This is a genomic window from Streptomyces sp. NPDC111507, assembly GCF_055638955.1.
In genome coordinates, this window is sequence record NZ_JBVKBU010000004.1 from 93,444 (window position 1) to 115,070 (window position 21,627).

General features: G+C 69.3%; 18 protein-coding genes, 1 tRNA gene and 1 riboswitch. Of the genes, 4 read left to right on the forward strand and 15 right to left on the reverse strand.

From position 1 onward, the window contains the following. Positions 1-132: 132 nt before the first annotated feature. Positions 133-215, reverse strand: a tRNA-Leu gene (locus ACZ7M2_RS18120). A gap of 413 nt (positions 216-628) precedes the next feature. Between ACZ7M2_RS18120 and ACZ7M2_RS18125 the strand changes: the two genes are divergently transcribed. Continuing rightward, the gene (locus tag ACZ7M2_RS18125; protein WP_352044385.1) at positions 629-1,399 is read left to right on the forward strand and encodes an ABC transporter ATP-binding protein; all 771 of its coding nucleotides are present in this window, start codon (positions 629-631) and stop codon (positions 1,397-1,399) included. Between the two features lie 145 nt (positions 1,400-1,544). Further along, positions 1,545-4,073 (forward strand): ABC transporter permease, encoded by a 2,529-nt coding sequence (locus ACZ7M2_RS18130; protein WP_471596100.1) that lies wholly within the window; start codon positions 1,545-1,547, stop codon positions 4,071-4,073. 72 nt (positions 4,074-4,145) lie between these two features. Here ACZ7M2_RS18130 and ACZ7M2_RS18135 read toward each other — a convergent pair whose 3' ends face one another. The 9 genes from ACZ7M2_RS18135 to ACZ7M2_RS18175 form a co-directional block, all read right to left on the reverse strand. Continuing rightward, complete coding sequence (locus ACZ7M2_RS18135; protein WP_471596101.1) at positions 4,146-5,447, reverse strand: class I SAM-dependent methyltransferase; 1,302 nt, start codon at positions 5,445-5,447, stop codon at positions 4,146-4,148. Between the two features lie 295 nt (positions 5,448-5,742). Continuing rightward, positions 5,743-7,143, reverse strand: coding sequence for an NAD(P)/FAD-dependent oxidoreductase (locus ACZ7M2_RS18140; protein WP_470059531.1), 1,401 nt, complete (start codon positions 7,141-7,143; stop codon positions 5,743-5,745). A gap of 489 nt (positions 7,144-7,632) precedes the next feature. Further along, complete coding sequence (locus tag ACZ7M2_RS18145; RefSeq protein WP_471596102.1) at positions 7,633-8,574, reverse strand: Ppx/GppA phosphatase family protein; 942 nt, start codon at positions 8,572-8,574, stop codon at positions 7,633-7,635. Between the two features lie 250 nt (positions 8,575-8,824). Next, positions 8,825-9,361 carry a DUF501 domain-containing protein gene (locus tag ACZ7M2_RS18150; protein WP_054237267.1) on the reverse strand — a complete coding sequence of 179 codons (537 nt, stop codon included), beginning with the start codon at positions 9,359-9,361 and terminating at the stop codon, positions 8,825-8,827. Positions 9,362-9,406: 45 nt separating this feature from the next. Further along, positions 9,407-9,883, reverse strand: coding sequence for an FtsB family cell division protein (locus ACZ7M2_RS18155; protein WP_471596103.1), 477 nt, complete (start codon positions 9,881-9,883; stop codon positions 9,407-9,409). 101 nt (positions 9,884-9,984) lie between these two features. Beyond that, positions 9,985-11,271, reverse strand: a complete 1,287-nt coding sequence (gene eno, locus ACZ7M2_RS18160; protein ID WP_060897729.1) for a phosphopyruvate hydratase — start codon at positions 11,269-11,271, stop codon at positions 9,985-9,987. Between the two features lie 337 nt (positions 11,272-11,608). Further along, positions 11,609-12,319: a transglycosylase family protein gene (locus tag ACZ7M2_RS18165; RefSeq protein WP_471596104.1), complete on the reverse strand. Its 711-nt coding sequence runs from the start codon at positions 12,317-12,319 to the stop codon at positions 11,609-11,611. Positions 12,320-12,323: 4 nt separating this feature from the next. After that, a riboswitch (cyclic di-AMP (ydaO/yuaA leader) is annotated at positions 12,324-12,487 on the reverse strand. Positions 12,488-12,670: 183 nt separating this feature from the next. Beyond that, the gene (locus ACZ7M2_RS18170; protein WP_471596105.1) at positions 12,671-13,693 is read right to left on the reverse strand and encodes a LysM peptidoglycan-binding domain-containing protein; all 1,023 of its coding nucleotides are present in this window, start codon (positions 13,691-13,693) and stop codon (positions 12,671-12,673) included. A gap of 156 nt (positions 13,694-13,849) precedes the next feature. Continuing rightward, positions 13,850-15,133: a cytochrome P450 family protein gene (locus ACZ7M2_RS18175; protein ID WP_471596106.1), complete on the reverse strand. Its 1,284-nt coding sequence runs from the start codon at positions 15,131-15,133 to the stop codon at positions 13,850-13,852. A gap of 192 nt (positions 15,134-15,325) precedes the next feature. Here ACZ7M2_RS18175 and ACZ7M2_RS18180 point away from each other — a divergent pair, with 192 nt between their 5' ends. Beyond that, positions 15,326-16,537, forward strand: coding sequence for a globin domain-containing protein (locus ACZ7M2_RS18180; RefSeq protein ID WP_471596107.1), 1,212 nt, complete (start codon positions 15,326-15,328; stop codon positions 16,535-16,537). 18 nt (positions 16,538-16,555) lie between these two features. Here the strand turns inward: ACZ7M2_RS18180 and ACZ7M2_RS18185 are convergent, their stop codons facing one another. The 5 genes from ACZ7M2_RS18185 to ACZ7M2_RS18205 all read right to left on the reverse strand — a co-directional run bounded on the left by ACZ7M2_RS18185 (position 16,556) and on the right by ACZ7M2_RS18205 (position 20,445). Beyond that, positions 16,556-17,542, reverse strand: coding sequence for a nucleoside triphosphate pyrophosphohydrolase (locus ACZ7M2_RS18185; RefSeq protein WP_352044375.1), 987 nt, complete (start codon positions 17,540-17,542; stop codon positions 16,556-16,558). A 98-nt stretch (positions 17,543-17,640) separates the two neighbouring features. Continuing rightward, entirely contained in the window at positions 17,641-18,300 is a 660-nt protein-coding gene (locus ACZ7M2_RS18190; protein ID WP_471596108.1) for a SurA N-terminal domain-containing protein, read from the reverse strand. A 216-nt stretch (positions 18,301-18,516) separates the two neighbouring features. Beyond that, entirely contained in the window at positions 18,517-19,158 is a 642-nt protein-coding gene (locus tag ACZ7M2_RS18195; RefSeq protein ID WP_471596109.1) for a hypothetical protein, read from the reverse strand. Positions 19,159-19,233: 75 nt separating this feature from the next. Then, a complete protein-coding gene (locus tag ACZ7M2_RS18200; protein WP_351300940.1) occupies positions 19,234-19,551 on the reverse strand; it encodes a hypothetical protein in 318 nt (105 codons plus the stop codon). Positions 19,552-19,617: 66 nt separating this feature from the next. After that, complete coding sequence (locus ACZ7M2_RS18205; protein ID WP_352044372.1) at positions 19,618-20,445, reverse strand: glycoside hydrolase domain-containing protein; 828 nt, start codon at positions 20,443-20,445, stop codon at positions 19,618-19,620. Between the two features lie 388 nt (positions 20,446-20,833). Here ACZ7M2_RS18205 and ACZ7M2_RS18210 point away from each other — a divergent pair, with 388 nt between their 5' ends. Further along, positions 20,834-21,550 carry a hypothetical protein gene (locus tag ACZ7M2_RS18210; protein WP_471596110.1) on the forward strand — a complete coding sequence of 239 codons (717 nt, stop codon included), beginning with the start codon at positions 20,834-20,836 and terminating at the stop codon, positions 21,548-21,550. Positions 21,551-21,627: the final 77 nt, after the last annotated feature.

Below are 21,627 nucleotides of genomic sequence, written 5' to 3' on the forward strand. Positions count from 1 at the left end.
TGTTCGTCTGGTGAAAATTACTTCACCATCTTCTGACGTGAGTTTGCGACGGCACGCGCTTGCTGTCAACGGTTCACGATGAAGTCGCCGAAGGCGCCCCTGAGGGACGCAAAAGGACAGAAGGGTCGGAGGTGCCCGGAACCGGACTTGAACCGGTACGCCCGCGAGGGGCAGCGAGGTTTAAGCTCGCCGTGTCTGCATTCCACCATCCGGGCAGGCCATGGGCTCCGCATTGAGGTTCCGAGCCTATCGGGGCGCATCCCTCGAACAGCGGACGAGCGAGCCGATGTTGTCTTATTTTATTGACGTCTGAGGGTGCATCAGCCCCCGGTACGGGCCATCCGCACTTGCCAATAGCCTTTCGGGCGGCACAGACCCGCGTATACGGAATGACGGAATTTCACCGTCCGAACGGACGCACCCAGAGGAGTCGTACCCGCACGGCGCTCGGGAAGCACTCAGGGAGCACTCAGGGCGCGCCCTCATCCCCAGGTATGACAAGACCGCCCGCGGTCCGACCCGAGGCTGCCCCCGGAACCGGAACAGCGGCTGACTCCAAGGCGCCGAACGGCCGCGAGGATGGGACACGTCCCCAGAAACACCGTCGTCCCGACAGGAGCACCCTCCCGTGACCACCACGCCCCTCGCCGACCGGGCCACCACCGTGGCCGCCCGCGCCACGGAACTGTCGAAGGTCTACGGACAGGGCGAGACCCAGGTGGTCGCCCTCGACCGGGTCTCCGTCGACTTCCGGCAGGCCGAGTTCACCGCGATCATGGGCCCCTCGGGGTCCGGCAAGTCCACGCTGATGCACTGCGTGGCGGGCCTCGACACCTTCTCCTCCGGCTCGGTGCGCATCGGCGAGACCGAGCTCGGCTCCCTCAAGGACAAGCAGCTCACCAAGCTCCGCCGGGACAAGATCGGCTTCATCTTCCAGGCGTTCAACCTGCTGCCGACGCTGACGGCCCTGGAGAACATCACCCTCCCGATGGACATCGCGGGCCGCAAGCCCGACCGCGAGTGGCTGGACAAGGTCATCACGATGATCGGTCTCTCCGACCGCCTCAGCCACCGGCCCTCCCAGCTCTCCGGCGGCCAGCAGCAGCGCGTCGCCGTCGCCCGCGCGCTCGCCTCCCGGCCCGACATCATCTTCGGCGACGAGCCGACCGGAAACCTCGACTCGCGCTCGGGCGCGGAGGTGCTGGGCTTCCTGCGCAACTCGGTACGGGAGTTGGGGCAGACCGTGGTGATGGTGACCCACGACCCGGTGGCGGCGGCATACGCGGACCGGGTGGTCTTCCTCGCGGACGGACGGATCGTGGACGAGGTGTACGGACCGACGGCGGACTCCGTCCTGGACCGCATGAAGCAGTTCGACGCCAAGGGCCGCACCAGCTGACCGAGAAGGACGCGCGCCGGCGCCCTCAAGGGGCGCGGGGAACTGCGCGACCAGCCCCCACCGGCCCGCAGCCGACGGACTCACCGCAGACACAGCCACACCCTCCGCCTGCCGACCGCCACACCCTCCTGGACTGAGAAACCCCATGTTCCGAACCGCCTTGCGCAACGTGCTCGCGCACAAGGCCAGGCTCCTGATGACCGTGCTCGCCGTAATGCTCGGCGTGGCGTTCGTATCAGGCACCCTGGTCTTCACCAACACCATCTCCGACGCCTACCAGAAGAGCTCCGCCAAGGGCTTCGGCCAGGTCGACGTCGCCATCCAGCCCAAGACCCAGGACGACACGGGCGACAAGGTCGGCAAGGAGCAGAAGCTCACGCAGGCACTGCTCGAGAAGGCCTCCAAGGCCCCCGGCGCCGGCACCACCATGGGCGTCGTGACCGGCTTCACCGCGATAGCGGACAAGGACGGCAAACTCGTCGGCAGCGGCTTCCAGTCGCAGGGCGGCAACTACTGGGGTACCAAGGACGCCCGCTACCCGCTGACCAGCGGCCACGCGCCCAAGGGCAAGAACGAGGTAGCGATCGACTCGGAGACCGCGAGGCGCGCGGGCTACAAGGTCGGCGACACCGTACGGCTCTCCGTCGACGGCCCCGTCCTCGCCCCCACCGTCGTCGGCGTCTTCACCACCGACGACGGCAACGTCGCGGCCGGCGGCAGCCTCGCCCTCTTCGACACGGCGACCGCGCAGCAGCTCTTCCACCGCGTCGGCGAGTACGACGAGATCGACGTGAAGGCCGCGTCCGGCACCAGCCAGACCGCCCTGCGCGCCGCCCTCGACCAGGTCATCCCGAAGGGCGTCGCCTCCACCACCACCGGCAAGCAGCTCGCCGACGACCAGGCGAGCGCGATCGCCTCCGCGATGAGCGGCATGAAGACGGGCCTGCTGGTCTTCGCGGGCATCGCGCTGTTCGTCGGTACGTTCATCATCGCCAACACCTTCACCATGCTGGTCGCCCAGCGCACCAAGGAACTCGCCCTGCTGCGCGCCGTCGGCGCCTCCCGCCGCCAGGTCACCCGCTCCGTGCTCGTCGAGGCCTTCGTCGTCGGCGCGGTCGCCGCGGTGGCGGGTCTGCTCGCGGGCATCGGCATCGGCGCGGGCATGCGCTCGCTGATGGGCTCGCTCGGCGCCACCGTCCCGGACGGCCCGCTGGTGATCTCGCCCGGCACGATCGCCACGGCCCTGCTCGTCGGCATCCTCATCACCATGCTGGCCGCCTGGCTGCCCGGCCGTCGCGCCGCGAAGATCCCGCCGGTCGCCGCGATGAGCAGCGTGCACGCGCAGGCGACGACGAAGTCCCTGGTCGTACGGAACACGATCGGCGCCCTGTTCGCCGCGGCCGGCGTCGCCGTCGTCCTGTACGCGACGACCATGAGCGGCTCGGACGGCCAGGCCCCGATGGGTCTCGGCGCGGTCCTCCTCATCATCGGCGTCTTCGTGCTGACCCCGCTGCTCTCCCGCCCCCTGATCGCGGCCGCGGCCCCGGTGCTCCGTGTCTTCGGGGTCTCCGGCAAGCTGGCCCGCCAGAACTCGGTGCGCAACCCGCGCCGTACGGCCGCCACCGCCTCCGCCCTGATGATCGGACTCACCCTGATCACCGGTATGACGGTGATGGCGGGCAGCCTGCAGAAGTCGATCGACAAGATGGCCAGCTCCGCGATCAAGGCGGACTACGTCGTTTCGATGGCGAACGGCGTCCCTCTCTCCCCGGACGTCGCGAAGACCCTCGCCGGCCTCGACGGTGTCACCGACACCAGCCCCCTGCGCACCTCGCCCTCGCGCATCGACGGCACGTCCGAGTTGCTGGCGGGCGTCAACGGCGAGTCCATCGCCAAACTCACCGACCTCACGCTCGACGAGGGCGCCTTCAAGGTCGGCGGCACCCAGGTCGTGGTGGACGACGACACCGCCAAGTCGCACGGGTGGAAGGCCGGTTCGGACCTCGCGGTCTCCTACGAGGACGGCAAGAAGCAGCGCCTCACCGTCGCCGGGATCTACCACGGCAACATGATGATCAACGGCATCATGGTCGACAACGCGACGCTCTCCCCGCACCTGACGGACGTCGCCGACATGCAGGTCATGCTGAAGACGGCCGGCGGCACGTCCGAGGCGACCAAGAACAAGCTGGAGAAGGCGCTCGGCAACAACCCGGCCGTCCAGGTCCAGGACAAGAAGGACATCTCCAACAACATCGCGAAGATGTTCACCCTGCTCCTGAACATGCTCTACGGCCTGCTCGCCATGGCGGTCATCGTCGCCGTCCTCGGTGTCATCAACACGCTGGCCATGTCGGTCTTCGAGCGCTCCCAGGAGATCGGGATGCTCCGCGCGATCGGCCTCGACCGCAAGGGCATCAAGCGGATGGTCCGCCTGGAGTCCCTGGTCATCTCGCTCTTCGGCGGCGTGCTCGGCATCGGCCTGGGCGTGTTCTTCGGCTGGGCGGCCGGCGAGCTCGTGGGCAGCAAGATGTCGACGTACGAACTGGTCCTGCCCTGGGGCCGGATGGCTCTCTTCCTGCTCCTCGCGGGGACGGTCGGCGTGCTGGCCGCGCTGTGGCCGGCCCGCCGGGCGTCCCGTCTGAACATGCTGTCGGCGATCAAGTCGGAGTAGCGGAGAACCGCTCACCGGCATCGGGGCCCCGTTCCGGATCGGAACGGGGCCCCGGTCGTCGGCGGACCAGTGTCAGTGGGCCGGGTTCCAGGTTCTGGCCCGCAGGGGCATTCCGGCGGCGCCGGAGGGCTCGGGGGTCCTGATCGCCAATACCTGGTTGACGCCGATGCGGTTGCGCTCGAAGGCGACCGCGGAGGCCGCCATGTACAGACGCCAGACACGGGCGCGGCCCGGACCGGTGAGCGCCACGGCCCGCGCCCACTGCGCCTCCAGGTTGGTGACCCAGCGGCGGAGCGTGAGGGCGTAGTGCTCGCGGATCGACTCGACGTCGCGGACCTCGAACCCGGCGCGTTCCAGCTGGGTGACGGTCGTGCCGATGGGCGCGAGCTCGCCGTCCGGGAAGACGTAGGCGTCGATGAACTCGTCGACGTCGTACGCCGATTCGTCCCGCCGGGGCGGCCGTGCGATCTGGTGGTTGAGCAACCGCCCGCCCGGCTTGAGGAGGCGGTACAGCACCTCGGCGTACTCCAGGTAGCGCTCGGCGCCCACGTGTTCGGCCATGCCGATGGAGGAGATCGCGTCGTACGGCCCGTCGGCGACGTCCCGGTAGTCCTGCACCCGGATCTCCACCCGGTCGGTCAGCCCCTCGTCCGCGACCCGTTTACGGGCGTACGCGGCCTGCTCTTGCGAGAGCGTGACCCCGACGACGCTCACGCCGTGCTCGCGGGCGGCGTGGATCGCCATCGAGCCCCAGCCGCAGCCGACGTCGAGGAGCCGCTGCCCCGGCCTCAGATCGAGCTTCTGCGCGATGAGTTCCAGCTTGTCGCGCTGAGCGCCCTCGAGGGTTCCGCCGTCCTCCCAGTAGGCGCACGAGTAGACCATCGAGGGTCCGAGGACGATCTCGTAGAAGTCGTTTCCCACGTCGTAGTGGTGGCTGATGGCGCGCTGGTCGCTGCGCTTGGTGTGGAGGTGGCGGCGGCGCCTGCGCATCTCTTCCGGGGGCGGGCTGGGCGGCAAGGGGAGACCGCCCATCTTCACCAGTCCGCGGACGGCGGCCCGTACCTCCGGATCACGCAGGGCCTCCGCGAGACCCCGCGCGTCCTCGCCCCGGTCCCAGACGAGCCCCGACAGCAGGTCGAGCGCGGTGTAGAGGTCGCCCTCCACCCCCAGGTCCCCGGCGACCCAGGCCCGGGCGAGCCCCACCTCACCCGGTTTCCACAGCAGCCGGCGCAGGGCGCGCCGGTTGCGGACGACAACGGCGGGGGCGCCAGGAGGGCCCGCTTCCGAGCCGTCCCAGGCGCGGATGCGCATCGGGAGCGGGGCCCCCACCAACTGTTCGACAAGGCTCTTCAGCCGCAGCGCGGCGTCCTGCATGGCGTACACCTCCGAGACAACACTCCCGAACGCTCCAACACCACGTAAACACCAACCGGCCTCGCGCGCAGTCCCCCTTCCGCGTTACAGCTGAGCAAAATACTTGTACCCACCATCTTCTTCCGCGGGGGTGGGAGGGGGCGCGCACTCTGGAAACGCCGGGCGCCCCGAGGCTTTCAGGGGCGCGGCGAACCGCGTGACCAGCCTCCACCGGCCCGCGGCCGGACAACGCCGAAGGGACCTCCCGCACCACGGATGGCGGGAGGTCCCTCAGGGACGAACAGGTGACCGGAGGTCAGGAGGCCTTGGCCTTCTCCTCGGTCTTGGCGGCGGCCGGAGCCGAGGCGGCGGCCGGAGCCGGAGCCGGCTTCGCAGCCTCGTAGAACTCCTCACGAGGAGTCTCCATCGCACCGAGCGAGACGACCTCACGCTTGAGGAACATCGCGAGCGTCCAGTCGGCGAAGACCCGGATCTTACGGTTCCACGTCGGCATCGCCAGACCGTGGTAGCCGCGGTGCATGTACCACGCCAGACGGCCCTTGACCTTGATCTTCATCTTGCCCATGACGATCATCGCGACGCCCTTGTGCAGGCCGAGACCCGCGACGGCGCCCTTGTTGGCGTGCGAGTACTCCTTCTGCGGGAAGCCCCGCATGCCGGAGACCACGTTGTCGCCGAGGACCTTCGCCTGACGGAGCGCGTGCTGCGCGTTCGGCGGGCACCAGGCGTTCTCGACCCCGGCCTTGCGCGCGGCGACGTCCGGCACCTGGGCGTTGTCGCCGGCGGCCCAGATGTAGTCCGTGCCCTGCACCTGGAGGGTGGTCTGGGTGTCCACGTGACCGCGCGGGCCGAGCGGCAGACCGAAGCGGGAGAGGACGGGGTTCGGCTTGACGCCGGCCGTCCACACGATGGTGTTGGAGTCGACCTCGAGGCCGTTCTTCAGCACGACGTGGCCGTCGACGCAGGAGTCCATGGAGGTGGAGAGGTAGATCTCCACACCACGGCCCTCCAGGTGCTCCTTGCCGTACTGGCCGAGCTTGGGGCCGACCTCGGGGAGGATCTTGTCCGCGGCGTCGACGAGGATGAAGCGCATGTCCTCGCGGGACACGTTGGTGTAGTACTTCGACGCGTCGCGGGCCATGTCCTCGACCTCGCCGATGGTCTCCGCACCCGCGAAGCCACCACCCACGAAGACGAAGGTGAGCGCCTTGCGGCGGATGTCCTCGTCCGTGGTCGAGTCAGCCTTGTCGAGCTGCTCCAGGACGTGGTTGCGCAGGCCGATGGACTCCTCGATGCCCTTCATACCGATGCCCTGTTCGGCGAGGCCGGGGATCGGGAAGGTGCGGGAGACCGCGCCCATCGCGATGACGAGGTAGTCGAAAGGCAGCTCGTACGCCTCGCCCACGAGGGGGGCGATCGTGGCAACCTTGCGGTCCTGGTCGATGGTGGTGACCCGGCCGGTGAGGACCTCCGCCTTGGGCAGGACGCGTCGCAACGGGACGACGACATGCCGAGGGGAGATGCTGCCGGCGGCGGCTTCGGGGAGGAAGGGCTGGTAGGTCATGTACGACCGGGGGTCGACGACCGTGACGGTCGCCTCGCCGTAGCGCATCTTCTTGAGAATGCGCCGAGCTGCGTACAGGCCTACGTACCCACCGCCTACTACGAGGATCCTGGGACGCTCCGTGGTGCTCATGCCATCGAGTATCCACCCGCCCCTGGAGGGTCGCTCGTGCGCCCCTTCACAAGCTTGGGTGGGCCCTCTGCTACACTGCGCCGCTCACGTGACCCAGGTCATGGCGGCGAGGGGGAACCACCGTGTACCGGCGACCGTTGTCAACACCGCGTGAGCTGCCGCTCCGGGTGTCCGAACCGGTCGAACCACCCCTCCGCTTCACCCGCCGGAAACACTCCTGGAACGCTCCGTTGAGCACCCTCCCGAGCCTGGTGAGCCCCCTAGGAGCACTCAAGGGGGCCCATCGTCCCCCCACAGGGCCGAATTCCTTGTGAAGAACTTCACGAAGTTTTCCGGCGACGTGTCACCGAGAGGGTCCGAATGGCCCCCTGGGCGCGCTCATACGTTATCCGACCTGCTCAAGGGAGGCTACCAGCGGGTAGTAAAGGCTCCCTCGCCTCATGCGCCGCACTCGGAAACGGCACCCCTCGGCCCCGTCCGGTCAGCCCCTCAGGCGATGGACCACGCGATCCCGTCCAGGATGTCGTGTTCGCTCACCACGACCTCCGCCGCACCGATCCGCTCCATGATCGCGAGCAGGACGAGGGCGCCTGCGGCGATGACGTCGACGCGCCCCGGGTGCATGGAAGGGATCGCGGCCCGCTCGGCGTGGGTGGAGGCCAGCAGCCGCTCGGTGATCTCGCGGACCTTCTCGTACGGGAAGCGGGAGTGGTGGATGGCGGCCGAATCGTAGGCGGGGAGGTCCAGCGCGATGGCCGCGACCGTGGTGACCGAGCCCGCGAGGCCGACGAGCGTGTGGGCCTCGTGCAACGGGACCGTCCGCTCGGCGAGGTCCAGGGCCGCCTCGATGTCGGCGCGGATGGCCTCGGTCTCGGCGGGGGTCGGCGGGTCGCTGACGACCCCGTCGTGCACGAGGTGCCGTTCGGTCATCCGTACGCAGCCGATGTCCACGGAGCGGGCGGCGCGTACGTGGTCGTCACCGACGACCAGTTCGGTGGACCCGCCGCCGATGTCGACGACCAGGTAGGGCCTGGTGAGGTCGTGCCGGCCCGTCAGTTCCTTGGTCGCGCCGGTGAAGGAGAACTCGGCCTCCTCGTCGCCGGTGATGACCTCGGGCTCGACGCCCAGGATGTCCAGCACGCCGCGTACGAACTCGTCCCGGTTCTCCGCGTCGCGGGAGGCGGAGGTCGCCACGAAGCGCAGTCGCTCCGCGCCGTGCCGCTTGATGATCGCCGCGTACTCGCGGCAGGCCTCGAAGGTGCGCTCCAGGGCCTCGGGGGCGAGGCGTCCGGTGCGGTCGACGCCCTGGCCGAGCCGGACGATCGTCATCCGGCGGTCCAGATCGACGAGTTCTCCCGTCACCGGGTTCGCGTCGGCGACGAGGAGGCGGATCGAATTCGTACCGCAGTCGATGGCGGCGACCCTGGTCATCGGTTGTTGTCTCCTGCTCGTGAATTCGTTTCGACGCCGTGCGACCGAGGCGCACGCGGCTCCGGGGCGAAGCCCCGGCTTCGGGGCGCGGGGAACCGCGCGCTCAACCCCCACCCACCCGCAGACAAAACACTCCGGGCACATGGGGATCCGGGGCGAAGCCCCGCCCTGGGGGACGCGGGGAACCGCGCGCTCAACCCCCACCCACCCGCAGACAGATCACGCACCGGGAGGACGCGGCGCAGCCTGCTCACTCCCCCTCGGACGGCGGCTCCGCCGCCACCACGCACGCACCCTTGCGCCACCACTCCGGCAGCATCGCGATCGCCTCGTCGCCCAGCGGATTCACCCCGGGCCCCGCGGCCAGCGAGTGCGCCACCAGCACATGCAGACACTTCACCCGGTCCGGCATCCCACCGGCGCTCGGAAAGCCCGCCAGTACCTCGATGGCGTCACGCCGCGCGATGTAGTCCTCGTGGGCGGCCCGGTACGCGGCGGCCAGCTCGGGATCGGTCGCCAGCCGGTCCGTCATCTCCTTCATGACGCCGTTGGCCTCCAGCGTGCCGATCGCGGAGGCCGCGCGCGGGCACGTGAGGTAGTACGTCGTCGGGAACGGCGTACCGTCCGGCAGCCGGGGCGCCGTCTCCACCACGTCCGGCTGACCGCAGGGACAGCGGTGCGCGATCGCCCGCAGCCCGCGCGGCGGCCGGCCAAGCTGTTGCTTGAAGGCCTCGACGTCCGCGTCGGTCGGCTCGGTGCGCGGGGTGGGCGGCGGGGGCGTTTCCATGCCTGTGCTCAAATCTCTTTCTTCTTCAATTCACCGGTCGTCAGGTCACCGGTCGGAGTGGTCCGACTTGTCGACGCCGTCCCAGACGTTGGCGTACCAGGGGCGGGTTGCCACCCCCAGATCCGTACGCGACTGCTTCGCCGCGTCCGGGTCGATCACGACATATCCGGTCTCGCCCGGCATCACATAGTGCAGCCGTTCCCGGATCTGCTGCTTCGCGTACGCGTCGTCCTGCCACCGCGCCTTGAGGTCACGCAGCTGTTCGACCCGGGCGCGGGCCCGCTCCTGCTGTCGCTCCAGATCGGCGATCTCGGCGCGCTGGGACACGTACTGCCTTATCGGATACGCGAGGGCGACGATCAGAGAACAGAGTACGAGAGCCAGCAGCGCGGCGCGGCCGGTCAGACGTGAGCGGCGGGCCTGGCGCTTGGTCTGCGAGCGGTAGACCCGGGCCGCCGTCTGCTCGCCGAGCAGCTTCAGCCTGGTCGCGGTGGAGAACCGGTCCCGGTCCTTCGCGGCCATGTCCCGCCTCCCGTTCACACGCGCGTACGTCCCCGGACACGGTACGGGACCGGGTACGGGGACGTACGTACGACTGGCTAAGGCTTGACCCTCTGCGGGTGTCAGCCCTTGAAGCGCGGGAAGGCGCTGCGGCCCGCGTACACCGCCGCGTCGTCGAGGATCTCCTCGATGCGCAGCAGCTGGTTGTACTTGGCGACGCGGTCCGAGCGGGCCGGGGCGCCGGTCTTGATCTGGCCGCAGTTCACCGCGACGGCGAGGTCGGCGATGGTGACGTCCTCGGTCTCGCCGGAGCGGTGGGACATCATGCACTTGAAGCCGTTGCGCTGGGCCATCTCGACGGCGTCCAGGGTCTCGGTCAGCGAGCCGATCTGGTTGACCTTGACGAGCAGGGCGTTCGCGGAGCCCTCCTCGATGCCGCGGGCCAGGCGCTCCGGGTTGGTGACGAAGAGGTCGTCGCCGACGATCTGGACCTTGTCGCCCAGCTTCTCGGTGATGACGTTCCAGCCGGCCCAGTCGTCCTCGTACAGCGGGTCCTCGATGGAGACCAGCGGGTACGCGGAGACGAGCTCCTCGTAGTACTCGGTCATCTCGGCGGCCGAGCGGGACTTGCCCTCGAACTCGTACTTGCCGTCCTTGTAGAACTCGGACGCGGCGACGTCGAGCGCGAGCGCGATCTGCTCACCGGGGATGTAACCGGCCTGCTTGATGGCCTCGAGGATGAGGTCGAGCGCGGCGCGGTTCGACTCCAGGTTCGGGGCGAAGCCGCCCTCGTCGCCCAGGCCGGTGGACAGGCCCTTGGTCTTCAGCACCTTCTTGAGGGTGTGGTAGACCTCGGCGCCCCAGCGCAGGGCCTCGGAGAAGGACTCCGCGCCGATCGGGGCGATCATGAACTCCTGGATGTCCACGTTGGAGTCGGCGTGCGAGCCGCCGTTCAGGATGTTCATCATCGGAACGGGCAGCAGGTGCGCGTTCGGGCCGCCCAGGTAGCGGAAGAGGGGGAGGTCGGACGCCTCGGAGGCGGCGTGCGCGACGGCGAGCGAGACGCCGAGGATGGCGTTGGCGCCGAGCGAGCCCTTGTTGTCGGTGGCGTCCAGGTCGAACATCGCCTGGTCGATCAGGCGCTGCTCGGTGGCGTCGTAACCGACGAGCTCCGGGCCGATCTGCTCGATGACGGCGAGGACGGCCTTCTCGACACCCTTGCCGCCGTAACGGTTGGGGTCACCGTCACGCAGTTCGATGGCCTCGAAGGCGCCGGTGGACGCACCGGACGGAACGGCGGCACGACCCGTGCTGCCGTCGTCGAGGCCGACCTCGACCTCGACCGTGGGGTTGCCTCGGGAGTCCAGGATTTCCCGGGCTACGACGACGTCGATGGACGGCACGAGCATCTCCTTCTGGGATGTGACGCGGGTACGCGGAGCCTGTGATGGCTTCGCGACATGAGCCTAACCGCCCCGGGGGGATCGGCCAGCCGGTCGCCCACCCCTTGGGCAGAACTGAACGTACACATTGTTCCAGAACGGAACAAAAACGGGTACGGAAATCTGGGTACGAAACGCTCCGTACGAAATGCCGGAGACGAAAAACCCCGCTCCGGCGCGTACGGGGGAACACGCACCGGAGCGGGGAGCCCGTGGGGACGGGGGCGACCCTCACCGGGGTCTCCAGTGTGGAGACCCCTTTTATGTGGGACCTGTCATTCAGCTGGGGTGAAGCTGCCGATCATCAGCTGAGGTGCAGCTGCTGACCCGGGTAGATGACGTCGGCGTCGTCGACGATGTCCTTGTTCAGCTTGAACAGCTGCTGCCAGCCACCCTTGACCTTCTTCTTCTCGGCGATCGAGCTGAGGCTGTCACCCTTGACGACCTTGTACTCGCCGTCACCCTTCTTGACCTTCTTGCCGGTCGGGGTGGAGACGGTCTTCTGGGCGGCCGGGCGGGACGCCGAACGGGAGGCCGCGGTGTCCGTCGAGCGGGTGGTGGTGCTGGCGCTCGGCGAGCTGTTCGACGAGGAGCTGTTCGAGGAAGACGAGGTCGACGGGGTGCTCGCACCGCCGGTGTACGCGGCGCTCGACAGGCCCGTGCCACAGGTCGGCCAGGCGCCCTTGCCCTGCGCGGCGAGGACCTTCTCGCCGACGGTGATCTGCTGGGACTTGGACGCCTGGTTGGCGGTCGCGGCGTACGCGGTGCCGCCGTACGCGGCCCAGGTGGAGGTCGAGAACTGCAGACCGCCGTAGTAGCCGTTGCCGGTGTTGATGGACCAGTTCCCGCCGGACTCGCACTGGGCGACGGCGTCCCACTGGGAGGCGGTGGCGGCGGAGGCGTTGCCGGCCGCCATCAGCGGAGCGGCGATGGCGACACCGGTGACACCGGCGAGCGTGGCGACACGAGTGGCCTTGGACGGACGGCGGTGCTTGCCCTTGCTGGAAAACAGCATGGAGAGATCCCCTCACCGACGCCTGCGAGGTGAGCTGTCGGGTTCGGGCGGGTGAGTGCCCGGCCGTGCGCTCTGAGCGCTCGGCTTCACCCCAAGCCGCTCCCGGTCAACTACCGGGCGCGGCGCATACCTTGGGTCCCCCGCTCCTGCCTACGGCGCTGACGCGTCGACTGTTCCCGTACGGCCGTTGGCAGGATTCGGCGTTGACGACCGTCGGGGCCCGCTGTGGCGAGCGGTCATGACCGTAAGCAGCCGATCGGCTGAATTCCAAAGACGATCAGGGCCTTTGAGATCCATCTCTCACTCGCGCCAAACCGGACATTACACAGCGAACCGTGACGCGAACTGCCCCTACTTTTGGCCCGATTCGGCACCAACTGCAAGGCTCTGACCGGGAAGGATGAGGTTCGGGTCGACGCCGACCGTCTTCTTGTTCGCTTCGTACAGCTCGGCCCATCCGCCTTCGAGGTCAAGGGCGTCCGCGATGGTCCAGAGATTGTCTCCGGCGCGCACGACGTAGGAGCCGTCGACGACATCGCGGGAGGCGCCGGCGCCGCGCGAGGCATGCCGCCCGGAGGAGTCGTCGCTACGGCCGTCCACGGCGCTGTCGGTGGTGTTCTCGTCCGCGGTGCCGCCGCGGTGGCGTCCCGCACCGGTCGTCGCGTTCTCGGACGTACCGGAAGAGTCGTCGCCCTGGCCGGAGTTGCCCGAGTTATCGCTCTTCGACGCATCCGTGTCGGAGCCGTCCGCCCCCTGGGCGTCGCCGTCGGTGTCGGCCTTCGTCGTGTTCTCGGCCGCCTTCCCGGTCGCCTTCGAGGACGAACCGGATGAAGCAGAGTCAGACGAAGATGAATCGGACTTCGAGCTGGAAGACTTGGACGAGGTTGAATTCTTGGACGAACTGGACGAATCGGAGGAACCGGATGAATCCGCCGTACTGGACGAGTCGTTCGCCACGCCCGTGTCGACCAGGATGTCGCCCGAGTTCTTGCTCAGCCCGGAGAGCGGTCCGCAGGTCGGCCAGGGGGTGACGCCCTGGTGGTCGAGAAGCTTCTCGGCGATGGCTATCTGCTGCGAGCGGCTGGCCTCGTCGGCGCTCGACGCGTAGGTGAGGCCGCCGTACTTCTCCCAGTCCGCCTGGCTGATCTGGAGTCCGCCGTAATACCCGTTGCCGCTGTCGGCACTCCACTGGCCGGCGCTCTCGCACTCGGCGACCCGGTCCCACGTGGTGCCGTCGGCCGCGCTCGCGCTGGTGGCACCGAGCAACGGGATCGCGATGGCGGATCCGGTCACTCCTGCCGCGACGATGAGGGCCGGGGCCTGACGGGGGCGACGATGGCGGCCGTTCCCGGAGAGCATGCGGAAGCCTTTCACGTGACAGCAGGTGACTACGCGACGTGTGAGTCGCGTTGACGAGTGAACGTATCCGCACCCGAACACTTGTCACAAGTCGATGCAGCGTAGATCACGTGAAGATCACAGAGTTGAGTGCGCGTCAGGTTTAAGCGCCCGCAGGTGTAGGGTCGCCCGCTATCGCGCGACCGGTACCGGAGGTGTGAACTCCACTGGAAGCGTGCGCAATCCGCGCATAATGAGCCCGCCGCGCCAGCGCAAATCGGCCGAATCTCCCGCGAGTTGAAGGTCGGGGAGTCGGGTGAGGAGGGTGGCGAGCGCGGTCTGGCCCTCCAGGCGGGCGAGCGGGGCGCCGAGGCAGTAGTGGATGCCGTGGCCGTACCCGAGGTGTTGGTTGTCACGGCGGGAGAGGTCGAGCGTGTCCGGCTGTTCGAACCGCGCGGGGTCACGGTCCGCAGCCGCGAGGACCACGAGGACGGGGTCGCCGGGCGCGATGCCCTGCCCGCCGATGCACACGGCCTCGGTGGCGAACCGCCACGTGGCCAGTTCCACCGGCCCGTCGTAACGGAGGAGCTCCTCGACGCCGGTCTCGAGGAGTTCGCGTTCGCGGGCGGCGAGGGACTTCTGGAGGCGCGCGCGCTGCTCGGGGTGGGTGAGGAGGGCGTACGTGCCGTTGCCGATGAGATTGACGGTCGTCTCGAACCCGGCGAAGAGCAGGATGAAGGCCATGGCGGCGGCCTCGTTCTCCGTGAGGTGCTCGCCGTGGTCGGACGCGCGGATGAGACCGGAGATGAGGTCCTCACCGGGCGCGGGCGTGTCGGGAAGGCCTTCCCGCTTCTTGTGGATGAGTTCGAGCAGATACCCGCGCATCTTCTTGACCGACCGCGCGACCCCGCCCCGCGGTCCGCCACCGTGCCGGATCATCATCCCCGCCCAGTCCCGGAAGTCGTCCTGGTCCTCGCGGGGCACGCCCAGCAGGTCGCAAATGGCGTAAATGGGAAGCGGGAACGCGAACTCGTGGATCAGATCGGCGGAACCCTTCTCCGCGAAATGGTCGATCAGCTGATCGGTGAGTTCCTGCACGCGTGGCGCGAACTCGGCCACGCGTCGCGGCGTGAACGCCTTCGAGACCAGCCGCCGCAGCCGGGTGTGGTCCGGCGGGTCGATGTTCAGCAGATGCGTCATCAACTCGGCCTTGCGCTCCCCCGGAATACCCGTCTTCCCTTTCGCGTGGGCGGGTTCGTCGTGGTGCGCCGGATTCTTGCTGAGCCGCGCGTCGGCGAGCGCCTGCTTGGCGTCCGCGTACCGCGTCACCAGCCAGGCCTCCACCCCACTCGGCAGCCGCGTCCTGTGTACGGGGGCGTGCTCCCGCAGCCAGGCGTACGCGGGGTACGGATCGCTGGCGAACTCCCAGGTGAAGAGTTCCGGGGCGGGGCTGAACGGCGGCGGCTGATCGGTCACTCCCTGACGGTATCCGGAGGGAGGGGAGGGACGGCGCGGCGGAGGGAGAGGGAGCGGGGTGGGGGCGGTGCGGGGGTGGGGGGCGGCGTGTGTGCGTGAGGGGTGGTGCGGGCCGTGCCCCGTTCATCCCGGGCCATCCCGAAATCGGCTGCTGTTTGACTCCACGGCTCGCCTCCTCCATAAATTCGCGCCGTGGACCCCGAAATACTCAGATCCAGCTTCGCGGTCGTCGAAAGGCGGGCCGAGTTCGCGGTCAAGTACTTCTACTCGCATCTCTTCCGGCACAACCCGGACGTCCGCGGGCTCTTCCCCCTGGACTTCCCGGAGGACATGGAGCGACAGCGGGACCGGTTGTTCGCGGCACTCACGTATGTGATGGAGCGGCTGGAGGATCCGACGCTGCCGGGGTACCTGCGCGAGCTGGGACGGGACCACCGGAAGTACCTGGCCGAGCCGGAGCACTACGCCGCCGTCGGGGCGAGCCTGATCGCCGCGTTCGCCGCTGTCGCGGGGTCGGCCTGGAGCGCGGAGGCCGAGAAGGCCTGGGCCGAGGCGTACGGGGCGATCACGAACGTCATGCTCCAGGGCGCGTGGGAGGCACAGCACGCGGGTGAACCGCCCTGGTGGGACGCCGAGGTCGTGTCCCGCACCCGGCACGGCGACGACCTCGTCGTCCTGACCCTCCGCCCACGTCACCGGCTGCGCTACTCCCCCGGCCAGTACGTCAGCGTCAGCGTCCCCCATCTGCCGGGCATCTGGCGCCCGTACTCGCTCGGCAACGCGCCCCGCGCCGACCACACCGTCGACCTGCACGTCAGCCGCGTCGAGGACGGGGTGCTGTCCACCGCCCTGGTCCGGCGGACCCGGGAGGGCGATGTCCTGCGGCTCGGCGCACCCGGCGGCGCCCTGACCCTGCGGGCGCCGGTGGAACGGCCGCTGACCCTCATCGCGGCCGGCACCGGATGGGCCCCCGTCAAGGCGCTGCTCCAGCAACTCGACGCCACGCACGAGGCCCGGCTGTTCCTCGTGGCCCGCGACACCTCGTACCTCTACGACCGGTCGGCCGTGGAACGACTCCAGTCCCGGCTGCCCCGCCTCGGCGTCACCTTCATCACCCCCGCACCCGGCCGCCCCAAGGCCCAGGCCACCGAGCGACTGCTGACCGCGCTGGGCAACCGCGCCGGCTGGGCCCGCCACGACGTCTATCTCGCCGGGCCGCCCCAGCTCGTCGAGGAGATCGCCGAGGCCCTCCCCGCCCTCGGCACCCCGCCGGAACAGATCTTCCACGACCTCCTCCCACCCGCCGACCCCAGCCGCCCCCGCCCGCTGGGCCCCGCGGAGTGGCTCCTGGACCGCCCCCACCCCAACTGGCACAACCCGACGAGCCGCGCCCCCCGCACGTAACCCCCGAACCGCCGGCCCTCAGCCCGTCTCCGTCGCACGGATCGCGTCCCGGTAGGCCCGCGCCGCCGCGCGCAGGGCCGCCTCCGGGTCCACTCCCTCGGCCTCCGCGTGGGCGGCGATGGCCAGCAGCTCGTAGCCGACGCCTTCGCCGCGGGGGAGTTCGACCTCAAGTCCCGCCGTGCGCACGCGCGATGCCAGCTTCGCCGCGAGGGCCAGGCCCGGCTGGCCCAGCGGTATCCCCTCCGTCACGGACGTCCGCCGCTTCTCCTCGGCCTTGGTGCGCAGCCAGTGCTCCTTGACCTCCTCGGGGGTCGTGGCCGTCTCGTCGCCGAACACGTGCGGGTGGCGGTGGATCAGCTTGGCGACGATGCCGCCGGCCACGTCGTCGATGGAGAAGGGAGTCTCGGCGTCCTCCTCCGCGATCCTGGCGTGGAAGACGACCTGGAGCAGAACGTCGCCGAGCTCTTCCCTGAGCTCGTCCCGGTCGCCCTCCTCGATCGCCTCGACGAGCTCGTACGCCTCCTCGATCCCGTACTTCGCGAGGCCCTTGTGGGTCTGCTGGGACGACCACGGGCACTCGACGCGGATGCGGTCCATGACCTGGACGAGGTCGAGGAGGCGAGCGCCCGGCAGGTCGTACGAGGCCGGGAGCAGCTCCAGGTCGGGCATCTGTATGCGGCCGGAGCCGGCGAGGCGGGCCAGTCCGTCGGTGAGGCGCGGCTCGCCCTCCCCGGTGGCGACGACGACCACCGTGCGGCCACCGGCGCAGGCGTCCACCAAGTCCTGGGCATCGGGGGAGGCCTCGTCGACGCCGATGCCCGCCTCACGCAGATACGGCAGCTGTGGATGCGCGCCGTCCGCACACAGCACCTGGTCGGCGGCGCGCAGCACCTGCCAGGCGGGCCAGGACAGCAGCCCCGGGGCGACGCGGTGGCTGGTGGTGAGCAGGACGATACGGCCGGGGTCGGGAACCTGGGCGGTGGCGTCGGAGCTGGTTGCGTTCACCCCACGAACGTAACGCACGCCACCGACGCCCCCAGGAGTTATCCACAGGCTGGGAGGCGGATGAACCGTTTATCCACAGCCCCGTCCCCAGTGACCTCCTACGCCGTCTGCTGCGCCCCCGTCGACGTGACCTCCCGCAGCCACGGCGTCTTCACATCGACGCGGCTGCTCTTCTGGACGTCCCAGGCGCCGTAGCGCGGGTTCAGATCGACGTTCAGCTTCTTGGACGCGTCGGACATGGCCTTCCAGAACGTGGCCTTGCCGTCGGTGGTGTTCATGTCGGCGCCGAGCGCGGCGGCGAGCTTCTGGGCCTCGATCTCGGTACGGAGGTTGTCGTCGAGACGCTGGGGCGCCACCCCGTACTGCTGCAGCCAGGCCGTCTCCAGCGCCTTCGCACCGCCCGCCTGGCCCTCCAGCGCCGTCCGCATCTGCTGGGTGTCCGCGCGGGTGACGCTCACGCCCGCGTCCTTGGCGGCCCGGTCGAGAACCTGGTCGAGGACCATGGTGTGCAGGGTGTCGCGGGCGAGGCTGCCGGTCTTGGCGATGGCCTGCTCGTACTGGGCCTCGTCCTTGACGGCGGCCCGTTGTGCCGAGCGCACCTCGTTCACCCGGCTCTCCAACTGCGCGACCGTGATCCGCCGGCCACCGACGACGGCCGCGGCGCCTGGGTGCGCCTCGCCACCGCACGCCGTGAGAAGGGGGGCCGCTGCGACGATCGCGGCGGAGAGGACGAACGCGGTGCGACGGCGGCGGTGCAAGGAAACCTCCCGAGGAGATTGTGCGACGGTGCACAAAGTCTTGCGGTGATCGATGGTAGGCAGTGGCCCGGCTGTCGGCCAGCCATTCGACCAACGATTCGCGGAGACTTCAGATACCGGCGCGGCTGCCGTGACGAGCGGGACGGCCACCGTCCGCTCGTACGACCGTTCACATCCGCTCGTACGACCGATCGTGTCCTGTCGTACCGGCCGCGGCTAACCGCGCGCCTTGACCTCGCGCTCGACGACCCCGGCGACCTCGGCGCGCAGTCCGTCGCCGACGCGTGTCACGGTGATGTTCTTGGCGCTCGTGGAGTCGGCTCCGGCGTCCCCCACCAGCACGAAGTCGACCTTCTGGTACTGCGGGGCGGTCTGCGTGGCCGCCGTGACCTCGGGCCTTCCGGTCGCGACGACCACGTCGCAGGACCGCTGGAGCAGGCCGTTGAGGTAGGGCCGCGCGTTGGCCGCGGACTGCTCACCGGTCACCGGGACATAGCTCACGCGCGCGTGCGTCGTGAGGGACGCGTCCTGCATGCCCTGCCAGACCTCGGCCGCGGTGGTCCCGGCCGTGATCCCGTCCTTGCCGGTCAGCAGGCAGGCGTCGACGTCCTTGTAGTGGCGGGCCCGGGTGTCGGGCACCTGAGGCTTCGTGTCGGTGCGGGAGAGGAAGTACCCGGTGACCGCGACCGCGACCGCGACGATCACGGCACCCGCCACCATCGCGATCCCCCTGCCGCCCAGTACACGCGGCCACTGGAGTACCGCCCGCACACCGGCTGCGAGCCTCGACTCCTGCGTGGCGTCGCGCGCCGCCTTCGCGCGCTGCGCCTGCGGCACCTGCCTGACCCGCTTGACCACGTGGTTCCCGTACTTCCGCTTCTTCGCTCTTCCGCGCTTCCGTGTTTTCGTGCGGCCGGTGCGGCCCGTGCGCCGCTAGTACCCGACGCGCCGGGGCCAGACCGTCCAGGCGTGCACCGCCGCGCCGACCATCGACACCAGGATCAGGAGCACGTCGTCCGCGAACTCGAGGCCGTGGGTGGTCTCGGGCGTGAGCGAGAGCTGCATGACCCACGCCACCAGCACCGCGCAGAACCCCCCGAAGACCGCCCAGTCCGCGCGAGTGCCGCGCCGCAGGGCGATCACGAGGGACGGGACAGGACACAACAGCCCCAGGCTGACGACGGGAAGCGCCGCCAGTCCGGCACGGACGGCGGACGGTCCGACGACCGCCGGCAGCCTTTCGACCCTCATGCCCTGCTCCTCCTCTGGTTGTTCTCCGGTTGATGCTCGCCGGCGCTCTCGGGATGCGTCCGAGTGTCAGCCGGTGATGGCGACCGGCGCGTCCCAGGCGTCACGGTCCACGGTGATCGTGTAACCGCCGATGGTCTCCTTGCTGTTGACCATGTACTGGTGGGCGCGGCTGTGGCTGGTGAACTGGGTGGAGCCCCACGGCCAGTCCGAGGTCGTGGTGTTGACCTTGTCCCACAGCGCGTACCAGAGGTTGCCCGGCAGGTCCGTCTTGTCGGTCGCGGTCGCGATGGCCTTGGCGCTGGAGCTGGTGAAGCCGTAGAAACCGGTCCGGTACGTCTTGGCGTGGAGCGCCTTGTCGAAGGCGCGTACGTACGTCAGCGTGGCCTTGTTGCACGCCGCGTTCGTGATGTCGTACGACTCCATGTCCAGGTAGATCGGGCTGCCCGCCTTCATGCCCAGCGCGGACGCCTTCGTCACCGCGTCCGCGGCGTCGGTGGCGCCGAGCGAGGCGGCGTTGGTGGCGGTGAGCTTCTCCGGGTTGGAGCCGGTCTGGCAGGACGGCTGCGCGCCGACGTAGAGCGGTATGAGTTTCCAGCCCAGGGTGCTGACCGACTTCACCCAGGACGCGGTGAGGTTGGGCTGGCTGCAGCCGCGGTTCTTGCCGCCGATGTAGACGGCGGCGGCTCCGTAGAAGCCGGTGTGCCAGGCCTTCATCGCCGTCAGCGAGGGTGCGGCGCAGGTGTCGAAGGCGCGTCCCGTGAACGTCTTCTGGGCGGGCCAGGTGGTCGCCGCCATCGACGTCTGCGCCGCGATCCCGGCCCCGGCGACCACGGCCGCGCCTGCCGTCGCCCAAGCGATGTAACGGCCCTTCTTAGACATCCGATGGCTGGACATCCCCACCCCATTCATGACACGCGCACGTCACGGCGCGCGAAACGCGCAGGACATGCGGCCATATAGATCGAATCAAGACAATTCAAGACAGTTGGGCCCCGTCGGCGCCCATCCCGGCTCACCGACGAGAGAGGGTGACCGGCCCCCGGCGCGCGGGGCGGATCGCACCGTAACCGACGCCACCCCCTTGATCGGGAAACCCCGTATCCCAATCGCCACAAGAATCACTCAAGCCACGGCAAAACATGGGGAGTCCATGGAACCCCGGGCCCTTCGGCTCCCTCTTTTACCTATCTTTGGCACACGGATGCCTGTGCATGGCCTGTGCACCCTTAGAGTCCGCTCGGCTCAACAGCACCATTTCTCAAAGAAGGACTCTGACATCCCGATGCTTCACCCCTCTCGCACGGCCAAGGCCCTGCTCGCCGCAGCCGTGCTCCCGCTGGCCCTGGCGGCCTGCTCCTCCGGCACCACCGTTCAGCCCTCGTCCGCCAAGACGAAGCCGGCCAAGGACCCCAACGCCGGTCTGCTGACAGGTGCTCAGCTCAAGAAGGCGCTGGCGCCCGCGTCGTTCTTCGCCACCGGTTTCGCGGTCGACCCGAGCGGCGCGCGGGACTCCGGCACCACGTACACCGCCCCGAGTTCCTCCCCCGCGCCGAAGCCGGACTGCTCCCTGCTGAGCGGCACCAGCTGGATAACGATCACCGGCGACTCGGGGGTGTCCTTCGCCCAGAACGACTACGTCAGCAAGAACACGTCCGAGGACATCGCCCAGGAGGTCGACACCTACCGCGGCACGACCTCGACGACCGTGCTGACGGACGTGGAGAAGATCGCCACCACGTGCGCGACCTTCACCGACTCCGACACACACACCAAGGTGAAGGTCACCGGCGCCACCATGCCCGGCCTGGGCGACGCCGCGTACACCCTCACCCTGACCGACAGCGCCTGGGAGAACGGCACGACCCTGATCGCCGTGCGCGCGGGCACCGACGTCGTCAGCGTCCTGTCCACGGACGGCCACGACAACGGCGCCGCCACGGCGAAGAAGCTGGCGACCCGGATCGTGACGTCCCTGAAGGGCGAACACCAGCACGTGTGACCCGCTGGATGGGAGCATGACGCCCCCCGAGAGGTTTCTCGGGACCCGGGAGACCTCTCGGGGGGGGGCTCGTAGGG